This window comes from Microbacterium sp. 20-116 (genome assembly GCF_041079415.1).
In the GTDB taxonomy this organism is placed as follows: Bacteria; Actinomycetota; Actinomycetes; order Actinomycetales; family Microbacteriaceae; genus Microbacterium.
Map to the genome: position 1 here is coordinate 204,931 of NZ_JBFYGP010000001.1, position 15,943 is coordinate 220,873.

General features: G+C 70.0%; 14 protein-coding genes and 1 pseudogene. 3 read left to right on the top strand and 12 right to left on the bottom strand.

Annotated features, from left to right (window positions below; translation table 11 throughout):
• Positions 1 to 39: 39 nt before the first annotated feature.
• The 8 genes and pseudogenes from AB6V29_RS00895 to AB6V29_RS00930 all read right to left on the bottom strand — a co-directional run bounded on the left by AB6V29_RS00895 (position 40) and on the right by AB6V29_RS00930 (position 9,274).
• Positions 40 to 448: pseudogene (locus AB6V29_RS00895) on the bottom strand (VOC family protein).
• 3 nt (positions 449 to 451) lie between these two features.
• On the bottom strand, positions 452 to 2,035 hold the full coding sequence (locus AB6V29_RS00900) for a Rieske 2Fe-2S domain-containing protein (RefSeq protein WP_369356521.1): 1,584 nt from the start codon (positions 2,033 to 2,035) through the stop codon (positions 452 to 454).
• Positions 2,036 to 2,132: 97 nt separating this feature from the next.
• Complete coding sequence (locus AB6V29_RS00905; RefSeq protein ID WP_369356523.1) at positions 2,133 to 2,678, bottom strand: hypothetical protein; 546 nt, start codon at positions 2,676 to 2,678, stop codon at positions 2,133 to 2,135.
• Positions 2,679 to 2,748: 70 nt separating this feature from the next.
• Complete coding sequence (locus AB6V29_RS00910) at positions 2,749 to 5,697, bottom strand: DEAD/DEAH box helicase (RefSeq protein ID WP_369356525.1); 2,949 nt, start codon at positions 5,695 to 5,697, stop codon at positions 2,749 to 2,751.
• Between the two features lie 241 nt (positions 5,698 to 5,938).
• Complete coding sequence (gene nusB / locus AB6V29_RS00915; protein ID WP_267787346.1) at positions 5,939 to 6,349, bottom strand: transcription antitermination factor NusB; 411 nt, start codon at positions 6,347 to 6,349, stop codon at positions 5,939 to 5,941.
• Between the two features lie 2 nt (positions 6,350 to 6,351).
• Positions 6,352 to 6,912: an elongation factor P gene (gene efp / locus AB6V29_RS00920; protein ID WP_056231743.1), complete on the bottom strand. Its 561-nt coding sequence runs from the start codon at positions 6,910 to 6,912 to the stop codon at positions 6,352 to 6,354.
• Between the two features lie 72 nt (positions 6,913 to 6,984).
• Positions 6,985 to 7,443, bottom strand: coding sequence for a type II 3-dehydroquinate dehydratase (locus AB6V29_RS00925; protein WP_369356526.1), 459 nt, complete (start codon positions 7,441 to 7,443; stop codon positions 6,985 to 6,987).
• 13 nt (positions 7,444 to 7,456) lie between these two features.
• On the bottom strand, positions 7,457 to 9,274 hold the full coding sequence (locus AB6V29_RS00930; RefSeq protein WP_369356527.1) for a TIM barrel protein: 1,818 nt from the start codon (positions 9,272 to 9,274) through the stop codon (positions 7,457 to 7,459).
• Between the two features lie 62 nt (positions 9,275 to 9,336).
• On the opposite strand from AB6V29_RS00930, the gene AB6V29_RS00935 reads away from it, so the two are divergent.
• The 3 genes from AB6V29_RS00935 (at position 9,337) to AB6V29_RS00945 (ending at position 12,342) form a co-directional block, all read left to right on the top strand.
• Complete coding sequence (locus AB6V29_RS00935) at positions 9,337 to 9,969, top strand: TetR/AcrR family transcriptional regulator (protein WP_210075148.1); 633 nt, start codon at positions 9,337 to 9,339, stop codon at positions 9,967 to 9,969.
• Between the two features lie 145 nt (positions 9,970 to 10,114).
• Positions 10,115 to 11,008, top strand: a complete 894-nt coding sequence (locus AB6V29_RS00940; RefSeq protein ID WP_267787343.1) for a shikimate dehydrogenase — start codon at positions 10,115 to 10,117, stop codon at positions 11,006 to 11,008.
• A 14-nt stretch (positions 11,009 to 11,022) separates the two neighbouring features.
• Positions 11,023 to 12,342, top strand: coding sequence for an MFS transporter (locus tag AB6V29_RS00945; protein ID WP_210075144.1), 1,320 nt, complete (start codon positions 11,023 to 11,025; stop codon positions 12,340 to 12,342).
• A 239-nt stretch (positions 12,343 to 12,581) separates the two neighbouring features.
• On the opposite strand, the gene AB6V29_RS00950 is transcribed toward AB6V29_RS00945, so the two are convergent.
• The 4 genes from AB6V29_RS00950 to aroC are packed head-to-tail and all read right to left on the bottom strand — an operon-like array spanning position 12,582 to position 15,943.
• Positions 12,582 to 13,118, bottom strand: a complete 537-nt coding sequence (locus tag AB6V29_RS00950) for a GNAT family N-acetyltransferase (RefSeq protein WP_369356530.1) — start codon at positions 13,116 to 13,118, stop codon at positions 12,582 to 12,584.
• Positions 13,115 to 14,191 carry a 3-dehydroquinate synthase gene (aroB, locus tag AB6V29_RS00955; protein WP_267787341.1) on the bottom strand — a complete coding sequence of 359 codons (1,077 nt, stop codon included), beginning with the start codon at positions 14,189 to 14,191 and terminating at the stop codon, positions 13,115 to 13,117. The genes AB6V29_RS00950 and aroB overlap by 4 nt, the downstream gene beginning before the upstream one ends.
• Entirely contained in the window at positions 14,188 to 14,730 is a 543-nt protein-coding gene (locus tag AB6V29_RS00960) for a shikimate kinase (RefSeq protein ID WP_210075139.1), read from the bottom strand. Before AB6V29_RS00960 ends, aroB begins: the two co-directional genes overlap by 4 nt.
• Positions 14,717 to 15,943: a chorismate synthase gene (gene aroC, locus AB6V29_RS00965; protein WP_210075137.1), complete on the bottom strand. Its 1,227-nt coding sequence runs from the start codon at positions 15,941 to 15,943 to the stop codon at positions 14,717 to 14,719. Before aroC ends, AB6V29_RS00960 begins: the two co-directional genes overlap by 14 nt.

Sequence of the window (15,943 nt, forward strand, 5' to 3'; positions counted from 1 at the left end):
TGCCATGTCATTCGGCTGGCGCCGCCTTCGCGGGACGCGTCAGTCGCGGGTCGTGGTCTCGTCCTCGTCGGCGACGATCTCTGCTTTGAAACCGGCGGAGTTCTCCATCCATCTGGCGTAGTGGGCCGGACCGCCGGCGAACGGATAGCGCTCCTGGTAGAGGGCCGCCAACCGTGATCCGAGCACGACGCCATGATCTCGTCGACGCGCGCTTGAGAACCCCCGCGGAATGCCAGGTGGTTCACACCCGGGGCGCGACGGTCGTGATCGGGACGGGACAGGTTCGGTGACGTGGTGAGGGTGAGGTAGGACTCCCCCGCGGCCCACGACTCCCCCTCGGTCCACTCGGCGCTGCGCTCGAATCCGAGCTGGTCGAGCACCCCCCCCAGTCCGCGCGCGCCACGACCGGGTCGGCGACCCAGACCTCGACGTGATGGAACCCCGGCACGGGTCAGCCAGCGGCGATTTCGGCGGCAGCCCGCTCGGCCTCGGCGCGCTCGCCGCTGGGCGTGGAACGGATCGGGTGACCCGTCGTGGTCAAGCAGCGACCGCTGGCCAGGTCCCACTTCCAGTCGTGCAGCGAGCACGTCAGCACGCCGTTCTCGATCTTGCCGGTCTTGGTGAGATCCGCGCGCAGGTGCGGGCAGCGGCGCTGAACGGTCCACCCGTCGATCTCGGCATCCTCGGTCTGATCCGACTGCTCGGCGTACCAGTTCTCGACGTACTCGATGCGGTCGCGCGACAGGCACTTGAGGAACGTCGTGAGGAACTCGTTGAACTTGCCCGAACGACCCACCTCGAACTGCATCGACAGGAAGATCGAGTTCGACCAGTCGATCTCGTGATCCCGGATGTTCGTCGACACGAGGTCGGCGGGGATCGTGTACCAGTAGATGCACTCTTCGCCCGCGTACTCCCGGACCTTCGCCTTGGGGAAGTCCACGACCATGTCGAGCTCGCCGATGCGGAAGCGCACCATGCCGCCGACACCGTTGCGAATCGTGCGGGCACGACGCAGCAGCGGCTCCCACCACCCCTTGATCGCGGCGAGCATCTCCGCCGGGGGGATGACCTCCGCGCGAGTGGCCTCCTCGGCCCGCACCTCTGCCTGACGGCTGTCGCGCTGCTCGGCCAGGTAGTTCCACTTGTCGCCGAAGACACGCTCGATCTCGGCATCCGAATACAGGGTCTGCGTCACGGTCACGTCCGACCCGTGCACCTCGACCTCGGTGCCCGGCAAGAAGAGGTAGCCCTTCTGGTCGGGGCGCTGCTGCTTCATGTGCGCGAGGAACTCGCGCTGGTCGGTGAAGATCGAGTCGTTCTCGAGGCCGGTCCCGTTGTAGCGGAACAGCTCCTCGCGCAGGAACATCGGCGGACCGGCCATCGGGAACACGTGCTCGGCGTCGACCTTGTCGATGTAGTACATCGCCCGCTTGTTCTGAGCGTCGCGCTTGAGCTGCGCGAAGTTCTGCTTGGCATCCTGGGGCAGGTCGTAGACCATGGGCCACCAGATGGCACCGGAAACCTGGGTGAAGTACGCATCGGGCTTGCCGAAGTCGAAAAGCTTGTCGAGGTCGAGCGGGTGAGAGTCGTTCTGATTGAGGATCGACGCGGTGCCGTCGTCGAGCGACAGCGACGAATCGCCGATCGGGCCGTCGGAGGGTGCGCGCAGCGGCGTCACCATCAGCTTCAGGTCACCGAACTGCAGGGGAACGCCGGCTTCGGTGCGGACGAGGTTCGTGTAGCCGAGCGCGACGAGATCCTGCTCGAGGTCGTCGGTGGGGTACTCGGGCAGCAGGACCTTGATGTCCTTCGACACGTACCGCTCGAGCATCGCCGGGTCGAAGTGATCGCGGTGGCGGTGCGAGATGTAGAGGAAGTCCGCCTTGCCGAAGCGCTCCCAGTCGAGAGCGCGGTTGTCGGGGAACGGGAACCACGAGCCGAAGAAGCTCGGGCCGATGACGGGGTCGCAGATGATGCTGCCGCCGCGCGTCTCGATGAACATTCCCGCGTGGCCGAGGCCGGTGATCTTCATGCCGCTCCTGTGTCGTTGGCGAACCAGAAGAGTCTACGCGGGGGCGGCTGAACGGGTTTGGGGAGAGCGGGGCGTCGAAACAACGCGGTCGCCGCGGTCAGTGCAGGCGCGGCCCCGCCGGGAGCGCGCCGTTGGCGTGAGAGGTGAAGGGGCTCGCGGCGTAGGCATCGGCACCGTCGGGCTTCACTCGCCGCAGCGATACGGTCGCACGTGAGGCGGCGACGACGACAGATGCGCCGACGGCGCTGCAGACGACCGTGACCCCCCGCAGGGTAGCTGTCGCGCCGCGCCGGGCATGTCCGTCCACCCGTACTTGCGCTTCCGTCCACGACGAGTCGTCCTGGGCGAACGTCCTCAGCGCCGCGGGGGTGAAGCCGTTCGTCGCGGGATGCAAGGCCGCGACGAGGGAGGATGCCGCCAGACGCGCGTCCAGCTCCGAGCTCCACCTCGACGAGGTCACGAGCGCGACCTCATCGGCCGATCGCGCGGCGAGGGTCACGTCGGTCGCCGGTTCGGTGACCAGTCCATTCCAGCCGAGCAGCCAGCGGTGCGGCTGGGCCATGCCGTCGGCGAGGACCGCCTCGAAAAGGGGGAACGACGGGGGGTGATACCCGGGTTCCCCGAGTGGTGTCGGACCGGCCATCCCGCGCCCCCTTGCCTCGTCGGTAGGCCCACTGTGGCACAGCCCGCGCGATAGGCGAAGCGCGGCAGCCTCACGGCCCGAGCAGCCCCCGGATGTCGTCGGCGTCCAACGACGCCGCGAACGCATCGTCGTCGTCGATCACCGCGTCGAACAGCGCAGCCTTGCGCTGCTGCAGGGCCCGCACCTTCTCTTCCACCGTGCCCGCGGCGATCAGCCGGTAGACGAACACGCTCTTCGTCTGCCCGATGCGGTGCGCGCGGTCGATGGCCTGCGACTCCGCCGCGGGGTTCCACCAGGGGTCGAGCACGAACACGTACTCGGCCTCGGTGAGGGTGAGGCCGAACCCGCCCGCCTTGAGACTGATCAGGAACACCGGGGCGTCTCCCCCGCGGAACCCGTCGACCACATCTGCGCGCCGGACGGTGGAGCCGTCGAGGTGCGCGTACGACAGACCCGCGGCATCCAATCTCTCGGCGGCGAGGTCGAGGAACGACGTGAACTGACTGAACACCAGGGCACGGTGCCCCTCGGCGGCGACCTCGACGAGTCGCTCGAGCAGGACGTCGAGCTTCGCCGACCCGAGGTGCGCGTCGCGCTCGTCGACCAGCCCCGGGGCCAGCGCGAGCATGCGCAGGAGCGTGAGCGAACGGAACACGATGAAACGCTGCCGATCGAGGTCGTCGAGAAGACCCAGCACCTTCTGCCGCTCGCGCTGCAGGACCCGGTCGTAGAGCTCCTGATGGGCGGGGCCGAGGGGGACGGCGATCTCCTGCTCCTGCTTGGGAGGGAGATCGGACGCCACCACGTCCTTCGTCCGCCGCAGCAGGAACGGCCGCACCCGCCGACGCAGGCGTTCGAGCGTCTTCTCGCGGTTCACGCTCGCCGCCGCGGCCGAGATCGCGGTCGGGGCATCCGAGGGCAGCTGCTCGATCGCGCGTGTGTAGTCCTCGCGGAACTGCCGGATCGAGGGGAACAGCCCGGGGGCGGTGAGCGCCAGCAGCGCCCAGAGGTCGTCGAGGCCGTTCTCGATCGGGGTCCCCGTCGCCGCGAACACGGCATCCGTGGTCAGCGACGCGATCGCGCGATGGATCCGCGTCGCGGGATTCTTCACGAACTGCGCCTCGTCGAGGACGACACCGCCCCAGTGCGGCACGCCGAACTCCTCGGCATCCGTGCGCACGACCCCGTAGGGGGCGACCACGACGTCGACGCCCGCGGCGATCTCGGCGACCGTCCGCGTGCGACGCACCGACGTGGCCTCGACCAGGGCGACCCGCAGATCGGGGGCGAAACGCGCGGCTTCGTCGCGCCACGTGGGCAGCACAGACGTGGGGGCGACCACGAGCCAGGGGCGGGTCTGGCCGAGCGCACGCGTGTGCGCGACCAGCGCGAGCAGCTGCAGCGTCTTGCCGAGACCCATGTCATCGGCCAGGATGCCGCCGAGCCGGTGCGCGTGCAGCAACGCGAGCCACGACAGCCCCTCGCGCTGGTACGGGCGCAGCTCGGCGCGGAATCCGGCGGGCGTCGGCACGTCCGGTACGTCGGCGACATCGCGCAGGGCCCGAGCGAGACCGCGCCATTCGACGGCGGCGTCGGACTGGTCGGCCAGGTCTTCGAACTCGGCCCACAGCGACAGGTGGGTACGCGAAAGACGTGGACCCGTCTCCCACTCGTCGAGGGCCGCGGCCTCTTCCAACAGTTCCCGCAGACGCTGCAGGGCGGGATGCGCGAGAGAGAACCACGCGCCGTCCGAGAGCTTGACCCGTGTCCTCCCGCGCGACAGGGCCGAGAACAGCATCCCGAACGGGATCGTGCGTCCCTCGATGGTCACGACGATCCCCAGATCGAACCAGTCGCGGTCGAGGGATTCCACCGCGGTGATGCGCAGCGACGGGTCGCCCCGCAGCTCGCGGAACGCCGGGGCGGTGCCGGTCGTGCGCACCCGCACCTCGTCGAGCACATCGACGGCGGGCAGCACGCGCGTCGCGAAGACGGCGGCATCGGCATCGCGCAGGATCGCGCTCGCCGCGATCGGCAGGTCGGTAGCCGCCGCCCACGCCGTCGCGAACCGCTCACCGATCTGGGCCTCGGCGCGCACCTCCCGTTCGCCGTCGTCCGCGTCTGAGCCGTAGACGGCACGGAGACCGCCGGGATACGCCCAGGTGAGCCGGTAGGTCACGACGTCGTCCTCGTAGCCGACCGCCACCTCGAGGGTCGGGCGTGCCGGCGGAGGGGCCGGAACCCCCGCCCCCACCGACAGGGGCGCGCGCCGAGCGAGTCGGGGATAGACCTCCGCCACGAACTCGGCGGCCTCGGACGGCGGCACATCGACCGGCGGCGCCCCGAGCAGCGACGGCAGCGGTGCGGGCAGATCGACGGCGGCCAGCACGATCGGCACCGGGTCGACGTCGATCGCATAGGCAAACAGCCCCGAGTCGCCGATGGCGCGGGCGTGCGCGGCATCCGTCGACCGCCCGTCGAGCTCGAGGGCCGCCGACACGCGCAGTGCTCCCTGACCCACCGCGTCGAGGGCCACACGGGCCGTCGCTCCGCGCGCGAGGCGCACACGCTGCTGCGCGTGCATCGGAACGAGAGGGATGCCGAGACCCTCGGCCGCGGCCAGGTGCGGCCACAGCAGCGGCGAGTCGACGGCGTCGAGCGCCACGGTGTCCCCCGACGGGGCGAAGGGACCCGCCGTGCGCAGGGCCTGCGCCAGGGCGTGGAGCTCGGCGAACCACCTCACGTGTGCGGGGTAGAACCGGCCGGAGGACCGCCGGACGGCATCCCACGTGGCATCCGCGCGGATCCACGCGTCTCGCGACCCGCGCACGAGGGGGCGGGCGACCAGCTGCAGGTCGTCCTGCCGTTTCGCCAGCGATCGCGGCGTGACGGGCACCACCGCTCGCGCCTCCCAGCGCGACGGGTCGTAGGCCTCGCGCTGGCGCAGCTCGACGCCGAGGGCGAGCGGCTCGAACGCGGTCCGCGCGCCCTCGGGGACGAGGTCGCGCCACGAGGTCACGGCACGATCCTTCCGCGGACCTCCGACATCGCGGCCGGAACGTCGCCCCCGGTGACCTCTCGGCGCGCAGAAACGCGGTCCGCGCGCATAAACGCGGTGTCCTCGCGTTTATGCGCGCGCAGAGCGTTTATGCGTGGGGTGGGGGCCGCGGCAGGCGAAACGGTGCCGCCCCGCGAGTCGAAACGACGCGACGCGGCCGCCGACGGGAGGTCGGGGCCGCGTCGGAACACGTCGGAAGGGGTCAGGACGATCGCGCGATCCGCGCCAGCACGCCGTGCACGAACGAGCCGGAGTCGTCGGTCGAGAACTCCTTGGCGAGCTCGACGGCCTCGTCGATCGCGACGGCCGTGGGCACCTCGTCGTTGTAGAGGATCTCCCACGTGCCCATGCGCAGCAGCGCACGGTCGACGGCGGGCATGCGCTGCAGCGACCAATCCTTCGAGAAGGTGGTGATCTGCTCGTCGATCGCGTCGCGGTTGTCGATCACGCCGTCCACGATGTCGCGGGCATAGAGCCACGAAGACTCGCGAGCGGGCTCGTTCGCCGCGCGCTTGGCCTCGGTGGCCAGCATGATCGACAGCTCCTCGCCGCGCACGTCGGCCTGGAAGAGGATGTCGAGGGCGCGCTTGCGCGCCTTGGTGCGGGCGCTCAACGTCAGCTGATGCGGCCGAGGTACTCGCCGGTGCGAGTGTCGACCTTGATCTTGGTGCCGGTCTCGAGGAACAGGGGAACCTGCATCTCGTAGCCGGTCTCGACGGTGGCGGGCTTGGTACCGGCCGACGAGCGGTCGCCCTGCAGGCCGGGCTCGGTGTACGTCACCTCGAGGATGACGGACGGCGGCATCTCGACGTACAGCGGGTTGCCGTTGTTGAGCGCGATCTGGACCTGCTGGTTCTCGAGCAGGAAGTTGGCGGCGTCGCCGACCGTGGCGGCACCGACCGTGATCTGGTCGTAGTCGGCGACGTCCATGAAGACGAAGCCGTCGCCGTCGTTGTAGAGGTACGTGAAGTCGCGGCGGTCGACGTTCTCGGTCTCGATCTTGGCGCCGGCGTTGAAGGTCTTGTCGACGACCTTGCCGCTCATGACGTTCTTCAGCTTCGTGCGGACGAACGCGCCGCCCTTTCCGGGCTTGACGTGCTGGAACTCCACGACGCTCCAGAGCTGACCGTCGATGTTCAGGACGACGCCGTTCTTGATGTCTGCAGTGGATGCCATGAGTGCCGATATTCCGTTTCGTGAGTCGAAGTGGGCGAGAGCCCGACGTCTGAGTCTACGCGATCCCCGCCGTCAGCCGTCGGCCCGCCACGAGAGGACCTCGACCAGAAGGTCGACGGCGCGGGCGTAGCCGGGCACCCCTTCGCCGATGACGTGCACCACGGCGACGTCTTCGATGTAGGAGAAGTTCCGGAAGCTCTCGCGCTCCTTGATGTTCGAGATGTGCACCTCGGCGACGGGAAGGGCGACGGATGCCAGCGCATCCCGCAGCGCGACAGAGGTGTGCGTCAGCCCTCCGGCGTTGATCACGATCCCGGCGCAGTCCAGACGCGCGGCGTGGATCGCATCGATCAGCACGCCCTCGTGATTGCTCTGGACGGCGCGGACCTCCAGGCCGTGCCCGTCGGCGGCTTCCGTCGTCACGCGCTCCACGTCGGCGAGGGTCTCGCGGCCGTAGATCTCGGGCTGGCGCGTCCCGAGCAGGTTGAGGTTCGGACCGTTGACGAGCAGGAGACGGCGGGGGGTGGTCATGCCAGGCACGCTATCAGCGCCGTCCCTGGGCGCTGAGCCGCACGGGGGCCGTGCCCGCGCCGTAGCCCGTGTACCCGTCGACGCGCTCGACGAACTCGAGGAAGACCTCGCCGATCGTGCGCGTGTAGAAGTGCAGGTACTCCCCCGCGTAGTCGCGGTCGTAGCCCAGATGCAGCTCGCGCAGCTCATCGACAGCGGCATCCGTCATCTCGAAACGCGCCGCGAGGTCGTCGTAGTAGTTGCGCGGCATCGCCAGCGGGACGAAGCCCCGTTCGCGGGCGGACCGGGCCAGAGCCCGTACGTCGCTGCACGCGAACGCGACGTGCTGGGGCAGGGCGGCGCCGGCACGCTCGCCGGCCAGGATCGGAGGGGCGACGTTGAGGGGAAGTCGCACCCCACCGCCGGGGGCGCCGAGCACGCGGCTGGCGACGAGACCCTGCGGCCCCGGCACCTCGGTGCTGCTGTCGACGCGCAGGGCGAAGCCGGCGGTGTAGAACAGCGTGGCTTCCTCGATGGCCTGCCAGGGCTGCGACAGGCTCACATGGTCGACGCCCACCACGGCACTGGCACGCTCGGGCTCGCCGTGCTCGAATTCGGCGACCCAGGCGGGCTCGCCCTCGTCGGCGGCCTGAGCCCAGTAGACCTCGGTGCCGTCGGGGGCGACGGCGCCGTCGAGGCGTTCTTCGCTCGCGTAGGTGCGGCGGTAGGCGCGCGGCACGTGCAGCTCGTCCATGCGCAGGTCCACCGCCTCGGCGTCGTCGACCTCGAGGCCCACCGCGGCCAGTCGCGGCTCCCAGCCGCGCGCGTGCTGCTCGTTGAGCACGAGGCGGGCGTTGCCGGCCGTCCACAGCGTCACCGGCTTCGTACGGTGGCGTCCACGCGAGGTGAACCCGAGCTGACCGAGAAGCTCCTCGACGGCCGAGGTGTCCTCCGCCTTGATCTCGACGAAGTCGACTCCCGAGGGAGCCGCGGAGTCGGGGAGCATCGACAGGTCGTCGCGGTCCACGGCATCCGGGAACACCCTCGACACGGCGTCTTCGAGCCAGCGCAGCGAACGGCGCGCGTGGCGGGCCGTGCGGCGCGCGTCGGTCTGACGGAAGGTGTCGTTGAACACCTCCAGCGACCACGGACCGGTGTATCCGGCCGTGACGATGCGCGCGGTGAAATCGACCAGGTCGAAGTCGCCCTCGCCCGGGAACAGGCGGTGGTGCCGACTCCACGAGAGCACGTCCATGCTCAGCCGCGGGGCATCGGCGAGCTGGACGAAGAAGATCTTCTCGGGCGGGATGTCGGCGATGGCCGCGGGATCGTGCCCGCGCGAGAGGATGTGGAACGAGTCCAGGCAGACCCCCACGGCCGGGTGGTCGGCGAGCTCGACGATGCGCCACGCGCGGCGGTAGTCGTCGACGAAGCGCCCCCACGCCAAAGCCTCGAAGGCGATCCGGATGCCGTAGCCCCGGGCGAGGTCGCCGAGTCGCCGCAACTGCGCGGCCGAGACGGCGTCGTCGTCGATCGTCGCGGTCGCGACGTTGCTGCAGCACAGCACGAGGTCGATTCCGAGGCGGTTCATGAGGCGGAACTTCGCCTCCGCCCGGCGGAGGACCGCGGCGAAGGCCGGCTCATCGACTCCCTCGACGTCGCGCATCGGCTGGTACAGGTCGAGAGCGAGGCCCAACCTGCCGGCGAGGGCGGCGATCTCTTCGGGGCTCTCCGGGGCGGCGAGCAGGTCGGGCTCGAAGATCTCGACGCCGTCGAAGCCGGCATCGGCGCACGCGTGGAGCTTGTCGGCCAGGGTGCCGCTGATGCAGACGGTCGCCATCGAGGTCCTCATGGCGGCCGAATGTACCAGTTAGTACAAACGGGGTCCACTCCCCCGTCCACTAGGTTGGGGCCATGGCCGAGGCACGTCGAGACGCCGAGCGCACCCGCTCCGAGCTGCTGGCCGTGGCGACCGAGGTGTTCGCCGAAGACGGTTACTCGGGTGCCCGCGTCGATGAGATCGCGGCCCGCACGCGCACCACCAAGCGCATGATCTATTACTACTTCGGCAGCAAGGACGGTCTGTATCGAGCCGTTCTCGAAGAGGCGTACCGCGGCATCCGCGAGGCCGAGCGCGCGATCGACGTCGACCACGCCGACCCGGTGGATGCCATTCGCGCCCTCGCCGAACTCACCTACGACCACCACGTCGGCCACGACGCCTTCATCCGTCTCGTCGCCATCGAGAACATCCACCGCGGGGCCTTCATCCGCCAGATCGAGGGCCTGCGGACCCTGTCGCAGCCCGCGAAGGGGCTGCTCGACGAGATCCTCGAGCGCGGTCGCGCGGCGGGGATCTTCCGCGCCGACGTCGACGCGATCGACGTGCACCTCGTGATCAGCTCGTACTGCGTGTTCCAGGTCGCGAACCAGTACACCTTCGGGCACCTCTTCGATGTCGACCTCGCCTCCCCCGACCGACGGACGCACCTGCGCGCGGTCATCGGCGACGTCGTGGTCGGGTGGCTGACGGCGTCCTCGCGCTGAGGTGGTCGGGGTCTTTCGCCCCGGGCGCCGACGGCGGCGAGCAGCTGCCGCATTCGGAATCGATCGTTGACACCGTTTGCGAGGCATGGTTTTCTCTGAACGTACCGGTTAGTACATAACCGCGTCGCGGACACGAAGGAGTACCGTGAACGACGCTCACCCGTATCTCGTCGGCCTCATCGGCACGGGGGTCCTGCCCTCGCTGACGCCGCCGATGCACATGGCCGAGGCTCGCGCTCTCGGGCTCACCTACGTGTACCGCCCTCTCGACCTCACCGCCCTCGGGATCGACCCCGACCGCATCGGCGACGTGCTCGCCTGGGCCGAGCGCCTCGGGTACGACGCCGTCAACGTCACGCACCCCTGCAAGCAGAGCGTGCTCGCCCATCTCGACCGCGTCGATCCGGTCGCCGCCGCTCTCGGCGCCGTCAACACGGTGCTGTTCACACCCGCCGGTCGAGTGGGCTACAACACCGATACGACGGGCTTCGCCGCGGCCTTCGGCGACGGACTCCCCGATGCCGGCACCCGGCACGTCGTCCAACTCGGCGCCGGAGGGGCCGGTTCGGCGGTCGCCGATGCCCTGTTGCGTCTCGGAACCGCGCACCTGAGCATCGTCGACCTCGACCCCGCTCGCGCGACGGCTCTCGCGGACGACCTGGGCCGGCGTCATCCTCTCGCCGCGGTCGAGACGGCCTCTGTCGCCGATCTTCCCGCGGTGCTCGCCGACGCCGACGGGCTCGTGCACTGCACGCCGGTCGGCATGGCCGAGCACCCCGGCCTTCCGCTCGATGCCGGGCTGCTGCGCCCTGAGCTGTGGGTCGCCGACATCGTGTACCGTCCGCTCGACACCGAGCTGCTCGTCACCGCACGCGAGCGCGGGTGCCGCACCCTCAGCGGCGGACGCATGGCGGTCCACCAGGCCGTCGACGCATTCGCCCTTATCACCGGGACGCGACCCGATCCCGACCGCATGAGCGCCCACTTCCTCGACCTCGTGGCCGCCGACACTCCTGTCGACCCGGCCCTCGCCCGCTAAAGGAGCATTCGTCCATGACCACCACCGCAACGACGCGGAAGACTCCCGTGAGGGCGGCCACCGCCAGCTTCATGGGGAGCGCCGTGGAGTACTACGACTTCTTCCTGTTCGGTTCCGCCGCCGCCCTCATCTTCCCCACGGTGTTCTTCCCCTCGGGCGATCAGGCCGCACTCGTGATGTCATTCGCGACTTTCGGTTTCGCGTACATCGCCCGGCCCTTCGGCGCCGTCATCCTCGGTCACTTCGGGGATCGCATCGGACGCCAGAAGGTGCTGATGTTCACCTTGCTGCTCATGGGGCTGTCGACCTTCGTCATCGGCTGCCTCCCCGGCTTCGCGCAGATCGGCTGGTTCGCCCCGGTGCTGCTGGTGCTCTGCCGTCTCGCCCAAGGGCTCTCGGCCGCCGGCGAGCAGGCGGGAGCGTCGTCTCTCACCCTCGAGCACGCCCCGGATTCGCGTCGCTCGTTCTTCACCTCGTGGACGCTGACCGGCACCCAGGGTGGACAGATCCTCGCCGCGTTGATCTTCATCCCGGTGGTCGCCCTGCCCGATGACATCAAGTTCTCGTGGGGCTGGCGCGTTCCGTTCTGGCTGAGCGCCGTCGTCGTGGTCGTGGCGTTCTTCATCCGACGGAGCTTGCACGAGACGCCCGAGTTCGAGCAGGCCAAGGCCGACGGCCAGATCGCCCGCATGCCGCTGGTACCGCTGCTGAAGAACCACTGGCGCGACGTGCTCCGGGTGATCTGCTGCGCGTTCATCGCCGCGGTCTCGACCGTGTTCGGCACCCTCGCGATCGCCTACGGCAAGGAAGAGGGTCTGGACGCGAGCGTCACCCTGTGGCTCGTCGTCGTGGCCAACGTCGTCGCACTGTTCACGCAGCCGCTGTTCGGCACGCTCGCCGACCGCATCGGACGCAAGCCCGTCTTCATCTACGGCGCGCTGTCGTCGGCGGCGTTCATGCCGTTCTACATGCTGTCGATGGGGGCCGGGAACAACCTCGTCACCTTCGGTCTGGCGATCCTCACGTTCTCGTGCGGATACGCGGCGGCCAACGCCGTGTGGCCCTCGTTCTACGGCGAGATGTTCAGCGTCCGCGTCCGCTTCTCGGGTATGGCGATCGGCACCCAGCTCGGCTTCCTCATGGCCGGTTTCGCCCCGAGCATCGTCGCCGCCCTCGGCGGCGGATCGGCCGGCGGCTGGGTCGTCATCAGCGTCTTCACCGCCGTCATCGCCGTGATTGCCTCGGTGAGCGCCCTCACCGCCCGCGAGACGAAGGACGTCCCGACCGATCAGCTCGGCCTCGCCGCTGAGCGCCGCGCCCCCGCGACGGTCTGATCGGCACGCGAAAGCCCCGTCCTCTCCGGAAGGCGGGGCTTTCGCGCGCACGGGTGATCTCGAAAGACCACGCTCGACGTCGCATGAGAGACGGAATCAGGACCGGATGCGACCGCCTCGGCACTCGCGCGCCTCATCGATCCGGAGACTCGCAACGGGTTCGAAGACGCGGGCGGGGTGGTCCGATTTCGGCTCGGGAATCCGACCTGCGTGCGCCCGTCCGCGCAGCGGCGTGCGCGTCAGAGCGTGCGCAGCGACCGGCTCATCGCGAGTTCGGCGCCGATCGGCCCCGTGAACGTCTCGCCGGTCGACGTGAATCCCGCGCGCCGGTACACGGCCTGAGCGCGGGCATTGTCGACGTGCACGTCGAGTGACAGCGTCTCGAAGCCCTGTTCGGCGCTCCAGCGCGCGGCGGCGTCGAGAAGAGTGTCGATCGCTCCGGTCCCCCGCGCCTCGGGGGCGACGTACACGCCGACGACGTCGGCGCGCCCCGCGCTCAGCCGCCGCCCCGTGTGGTCGACGTCGCCCGCACGGCGCACCAGCACGGTCACCGATCCGACCCACGCGTCGCCGTCTTCGGCCACGAACATCGCCGCGGCCTGCCCCGCGGCACCGCCCGCCGCGCGCTCGTCCCAGAACGCCGAGTCGCGCTCGAGCTCCTCCTCGCGGGTGGTGAGGAAGGCGATGGATGCCACCGGGTCGCTCACCGCACGCAGCCGGAGCTCGCGCACGCGGGCACCCTCATCCGCGCGCACGCGGCGCACGGCGATGCTCACGCACCGACCTCCTGATACGCCGCGAAGAGCAGCGATTCGTCGGGCGCCTGCAGCACGGTGGGACGCGCGAGGTCGTCGAGCACGATGAAGCGCAACATGCTGCCCCGACTCTTCTTATCGCGCTGCATGGTCGCCTTCAGGGTCTGGAACGCCCCCGCTCGATACGTCGTCGGAAGCCCGAGAGACTCCAGCACCGTGCGGTGGCGCTGAGCCACGTCATCCGAGAGGCGCCCCGCGAGCCGCGACAGCTCGGCGGCGAACACCATGCCGACCGAGATCGCCGCGCCGTGACGCCAGCGGTACCGCTCGGCGTGCTCGATCGCGTGTCCCAGCGTGTGCCCGTAGTTGAGCACCTCGCGCAGTCCGGCCTCTCGCAGGTCCTCGCCGACCACGCGCGCCTTCATGTCGATCGCGAGCTCGACGCAGCGACGGAAGCCGTCTCCGCGGGGGTTCACGATCCCCTCCGGATCGGCCTCGATGAGATCGAGGATCTCCGGATGCCAGATGAAGCCCGCCTTGACCACCTCGGCGAAGCCGGCGGTCGCTTCGTTCTTCGAGAGCGTGTCGAGCAGGTCGAGGTCGCACACCACGGCGACCGGCGGCCAGAATGCCCCGACGAGGTTCTTGCCCTCGGCGGTGTTGATGCCGGTCTTGCCGCCCACGGCGGCATCGACCATCCCCAGCACCGTCGTGGGCACCTGCACGAGAGCGACGCCGCGCAGCCAGGTCGCGGCGACGAAACCGGCGAGGTCGGTCACCGCGCCGCCGCCGAACCCGACGACGACGTCTGTGCGGGTGAAGTCGGCCTGCCCCATGACCTGCCAGCAGAACGCCGCAACCTCGACGCGCTTTCCGGCCTCGGCATCCGGGATCTCGGCGAGCAGCACCTGACGATCGCCCACGAGCTGGGCGCGAAGCTCTTCGGCCTGCTTCGCGAGCGTCGGCGGGTGGACCACCAGCACCTTCTGCGCCCCCGCGGGCAGTGCCTCGCCGAGCGAGGCGAGAAGGCCCCGTCCGATCGTGATGTCGTAGCCGGGCTCGCCGGCGACGCTGATGGTGGTGGTGTCGGTCATACCGTCTCTCCGGCCGGCACACGGCGTGCCCAGGCCACGATGTCGTCGACGACCCGTGCGAGCGGGCCGGACGAGGTGTCGAAAGCGATGTCGGCGGTCTGCTCGTACACGGGCCGCCGTTCTTCGAAGATGCGCTGCCAGCGCGCGACGGGGTCTTCTCCGCCGAGCAACGGCCGTTCGTCGCCGTGGATCCGGGATGCCACGACGTGCGGCGCCACGGTCAGCAGCACGACACGGTGCTCGCGAAGGCGCGCGCGCGTCAGCGGGTCGAGGACCGCTCCCCCGCCGAGCGCGACCACTCCGCCGCGGGCCAGGGCCTCGACGACCGCCTCGCGCTCAAGGGCACGGAAGTGCGGCTCGCCGTGGGCGACGAACAGCGCCGGGATCGGGCCGTGGTCGCGGACGACGAGCTTGTCGGTGTCGGTGAAGGGCGTGCCCAGCGCTCGCGCCACGCGGCGCCCGACGCTGGTCTTCCCCGCGCCCATCGGACCGATGAGCACGACGGCCGAACCCGCGGTCGGCTGCTCAGGCGAGGTCATGCGCGAGCAGCGCCGCGTCGGACGCGTCGGTCGTGCGCAGCGTCTCGGGGAGGTTCGCGAGGTACGTTTCGACGTTGCGGCGGGTCTCGACGATGTTGTCGCCGCCGAACTTCTCGAGCACCGCGTCGGCGAGGGTGATCGCGACCATGGCTTCGGCCACGACACCGGCCGCCGGAACCGCGCAGACGTCGGAACGCTGGTGGTGGGCGGCGGCGGTGTCGCCGGTGGCCACATCGACCGTGCGGAGGGCCTTGGGGATCGTCGCGATCGGCTTCATCCCGGCACGCACGCGCAGCACGGTACCCGTGGACATGCCGCCCTCGGTGCCGCCCGCGCGGTCGGACGACCGCGTGATCCCGTCGCCCGTGGCGAACAGCTCGTCGTGTGCCTGCGATCCACGGCGGGTGGTGGTGAGGAAGCCGTCGCCGACTTCCACCCCCTTGATCGCCTGGATGCTCATCAGCGCCTGAGCGAGCTTGGCATCCAGTCGACGATCCCACTGCACGTGGGAGCCGAGCCCCGGCGGAAGGCCGTAGGCGAGCACCTCGACGACACCGCCGAGGGTGTCGCCCGTCTTCTTGGCGTCGTCGACCTCGGCGACCATGGCCGCGCTCGTCTCGGCGTGGAAGCAGCGCAGCGGATCGGCGTCGAGGCGGTCGACATCGTCGGGCGTGGGGAACTCCGCGTCGTCGGGGACGCGCACGGGGCCGATCGAGAGGGTGTGGCTGACCAGTCGGATGCCGAGCTCGTTGAGGAACGAGCGGGCGACGGCACCCAGTGCGACGCGCGCGGCCGTCTCGCGGGCCGAGGCGCGCTCGAGGATGGGCCGGGCTTCGTCGAAGCCGTACTTCTGCATGCCGACGAGGTCGGCGTGGCCGGGACGGGGGCGCGTGAGAGCGGCGCCGCGGCCGCGCGAGCGGTCGGACAGCTCGACGGGCTCGGGGCTCATCACCTCGGTCCACTTCGGCCACTCGGTGTTGCCGATGCGCAGGGCGATGGGGCTTCCGATCGTGAAGCCGTGCACGATGCCCGTGGACAGCGACAGCTCGTCCTCTTCGAACTTCATGCGCGAACCGCGACCGTATCCCAGGCGACGGCGCGCCAGTTCTGCGCGGATCTGCGCCGAAGAGATGGGGACGCCGGCCGGCATCCCTTCCATGAGGGCGATCAGCTCGGGGCCGTGGGACTCGCCGGCGGTGAGAACGCGAAGCAT